This window comes from Streptomyces sp. YS-3, assembly GCF_045257485.1.
Taxonomy (GTDB): Bacteria; Actinomycetota; Actinomycetes; order Streptomycetales; family Streptomycetaceae; genus Streptomyces.
In genome coordinates, this window is sequence record NZ_JBJHPC010000816.1 from 1 (window position 1) to 2,447 (window position 2,447).

4 protein-coding genes are annotated in these 2,447 nt (G+C 69.2%); 1 reads left to right on the forward strand and 3 read right to left on the reverse strand.

The annotated features are described in order from the left end of the window. Positions 1-313 (reverse strand): homocysteine S-methyltransferase family protein (locus ACJA3G_RS35125; protein WP_406557080.1); only part of this gene is annotated, 313 nt, incomplete at its 3' end. Positions 314-315: 2 nt separating this feature from the next. Further along, positions 316-1,245: an LLM class F420-dependent oxidoreductase gene (locus tag ACJA3G_RS35130; RefSeq protein WP_406557081.1), complete on the reverse strand. Its 930-nt coding sequence runs from the start codon at positions 1,243-1,245 to the stop codon at positions 316-318. A gap of 248 nt (positions 1,246-1,493) precedes the next feature. On the opposite strand from ACJA3G_RS35130, the gene ACJA3G_RS35135 reads away from it, so the two are divergent. Next, on the forward strand, positions 1,494-1,721 hold the full coding sequence (locus tag ACJA3G_RS35135) for a hypothetical protein (RefSeq protein WP_406557082.1): 228 nt from the start codon (positions 1,494-1,496) through the stop codon (positions 1,719-1,721). 35 nt (positions 1,722-1,756) lie between these two features. On the opposite strand, the gene ACJA3G_RS35140 is transcribed toward ACJA3G_RS35135, so the two are convergent. Beyond that, positions 1,757-2,248: a DUF6099 family protein gene (locus tag ACJA3G_RS35140; RefSeq protein ID WP_406557083.1), complete on the reverse strand. Its 492-nt coding sequence runs from the start codon at positions 2,246-2,248 to the stop codon at positions 1,757-1,759. Positions 2,249-2,447 lie beyond the last annotated feature (199 nt).

The window sequence follows — 2,447 nt, forward strand, 5'->3', positions numbered from 1 at the left end:
CCCCCTCCCCCGCCCTTCTCGCCAGCTCCACGCTTCGGGCAAGCAGCGCCGTCGCCTCACGGCGGGAGACTCCCCGGTGCGCGAAGCCCTCGTAGGTCGCCTGGTAGCTGGAGGTGATCAGTACCTGTGCGCCCGCCCGTACATACGCCTCGTGTGCGGCCTCGATCTGCCCGGGGTCGTCGGCGAGCAGCCGTGCGGTCCAGAGCGGGTCGCTCAAGTCGCAGCCCTGGGCCTTCAGCTGGTTGGAGAGACCGCCGTCGAGGACCACGGTTCGCGTGGACAGCGCCTCGGCCAATGGACGGGCGGGCCGCACGGTCAGGCCCCGTTCAGCTGGGACTGGACCTGGGAGGAGATCAGTTCGAGGTGGTCGAGGTCGTCCAGATCCAGGACCTGGAGGTAGATCCGGGACGAGCCGATCGCCTCGTACGCGCCGATCTTCTCCACCACTTCGGCGGGCGAGCCCGCCAGCCCGTTCGCCTTGAGCTCTTCCACCTCCCTTCCGATGGCAGCCGCCCGACGCGCCACTTCGGCGTCGTTCTTTCCTACGCAGACGACCAAGGCGTTGGAGTACACCAGGTCGTCGGGGTTGCGTCCGGCGCTCTGGGCGGCGGTGCGCACCCGATTGAACTGCCGCTCGCTGTCGGCCAGGGAAGCGAACGGGATGTTGAACTCGTCGGCGTACTGTGCGGCCAGTCGTGGGGTGCGGACCGCGCCGTGGCCGCCGATCAGGACCGGCACCTTGGCCTGGGCGGGCTTGGGGAGCGCGGGTGAGTCGGTGAGCTGGTAGTAGGTGCCGTCGTAGGTGAAGGTCTTGCCGGTCTCGGTGGCCCACAGTCCGGTGACGATGGCGAGTTGTTCCTCCAGGCGTGCGGACTTCTCCTTGGGGAAGGGGATGCCGTACGCCTTGTGCTCGTCCTCGAACCAGCCCGCGCCGAGGCCGAGTTCGACGCGTCCGCCGGACATCTGGTCCACCTGGGCGACCTGGATGGCGAGGACGCCGGGGAGGCGGAAGGTGCCGGCGGTCATCAGGGTGCCGAGGCGGATACGGCTGGTTTCGCGAGCGAGTCCCGCCAGGGTGATCCAGGCGTCGGTGGGGCCCGGGAGGCCGTCGGCGGAGCCCATGCGCAGATAGTGGTCGGAGCGGAAGAAGGCGTCGAACCCGAGGGCTTCGGTGGCCTTGGCGACGGCGAGGAGGGTGTCGTAGTCGGCGCCCTGCTGGGGCTCCGTGAAGATTCGAAGATCCATGCATCCATCCTGCACCTTCGAACTGTCGTCAACCCCGCCGTTCCCGCATGCTCGATGGCTGCCCTGTCGGGTGAAAATCGTCCACCTGACGGGCCGCGGGGGCTCTGACCAGTGACTGTGGCGCTGAGTGGTCGTTGGCTCGGGCGGAGCCGGACCGCCCGGCCCGCGCGCCGGCGGCCACTGCCGACGCGTCTGCCGAACCGCCGCCCTCGCAGCCGCGCGGGAGGGCTCGGGCCGAGGAGGCCTTCATGTCCCAGGAAGCTGTGCCCGAACAGGCCGTGCCACAGGAGCCGGACGGCCAGTCCGTGCCCGAGCAGCAGGGCGCGCCGAAGGGGCTGTTGCAGCAGATGGAGGAGTTGATGGCGGCACTGACCGCGGATCTGTCGCAGCTCGACGCCGATCTGCAGTCGTCGGCCGAGCGGGTGCCGGGTCAGCAGGCCGGTGGTCAGGCGGAGGGCCACTCCAAGCGCGTATGAGGCGTGTGAGGGGCGGCGCGCTGTCTCCCGTCCGCTCATGACGGCCGCGCCGTCGAGTCGCGCAGGACGCCCGGCCGTCTCTCCTGCTCGCGCACGGTGAGTCTGCGGAGCATTCCGCGGACCCGGTCGCTCGATTCGTCGGCGGCGTCGATCGCTTCGATGCACTGCCAGTAGAGCCCTTCTTCGTCGGTGGCGCAGGCGACGCCGACGAGGGCCATGCCGACGTCTCCGAGCAGGCCGCCGAGGCCGGTCAGTGTCTGTCTGGCGTCGTTGATGCCGGAGAGCTGGGTGGCTCGGATGCCGCCGATGCGCAGCCCGGGGTGGTCGAGGACGCCGCAGCCCCGGCCGCCGGTCTCGCTGAGGCCGCGGGCTTCGCCCCTGAGTTCGGGCGGGCCGGTGACCGCGAGGTGACTTCCGATGGCCTGGGCGAGGGCTTGTGCCTGCCAGGCCTCGGTGACGATCTCCAGCGCCGCGGTGCTTTCCGCGAGCGCTAACCTGCTCATCCCGATGAGCCGTACCGCGTCCATGCGCCGCCCCCGTTCATACGACGATCCGTTTCCCCGTCACTACCTAGAGTGAGCTTCTTGGGCCAGGAAAGCCAGAGGAATTGGGAAATCTGTGGACGAGCAGGCAGTTTTGAATAACTCGCTCACTCCGAAGAGTGACGGTTTGGACTTTCGTCGGGGTTTTGCACAGGGGCTGAGGCGGTTTGGGCGTCGGCGGGGT

Bases quoted from the DNA above. Each gene is read 5' to 3' on its own strand.
- ACJA3G_RS35130 (WP_406557081.1), bottom strand. From the start codon at position 1,245: ATGGATCTTCGAATCTTCACGGAGCCCCAGCAGGGCGCCGACTACGAC.
- ACJA3G_RS35140 (WP_406557083.1), bottom strand. From the start codon at position 2,248: ATGGACGCGGTACGGCTCATCGGGATGAGCAGGTTAGCGCTCGCGGAA.
- ACJA3G_RS35135 (WP_406557082.1), top strand. From the start codon at position 1,494: ATGTCCCAGGAAGCTGTGCCCGAACAGGCCGTGCCACAGGAGCCGGAC.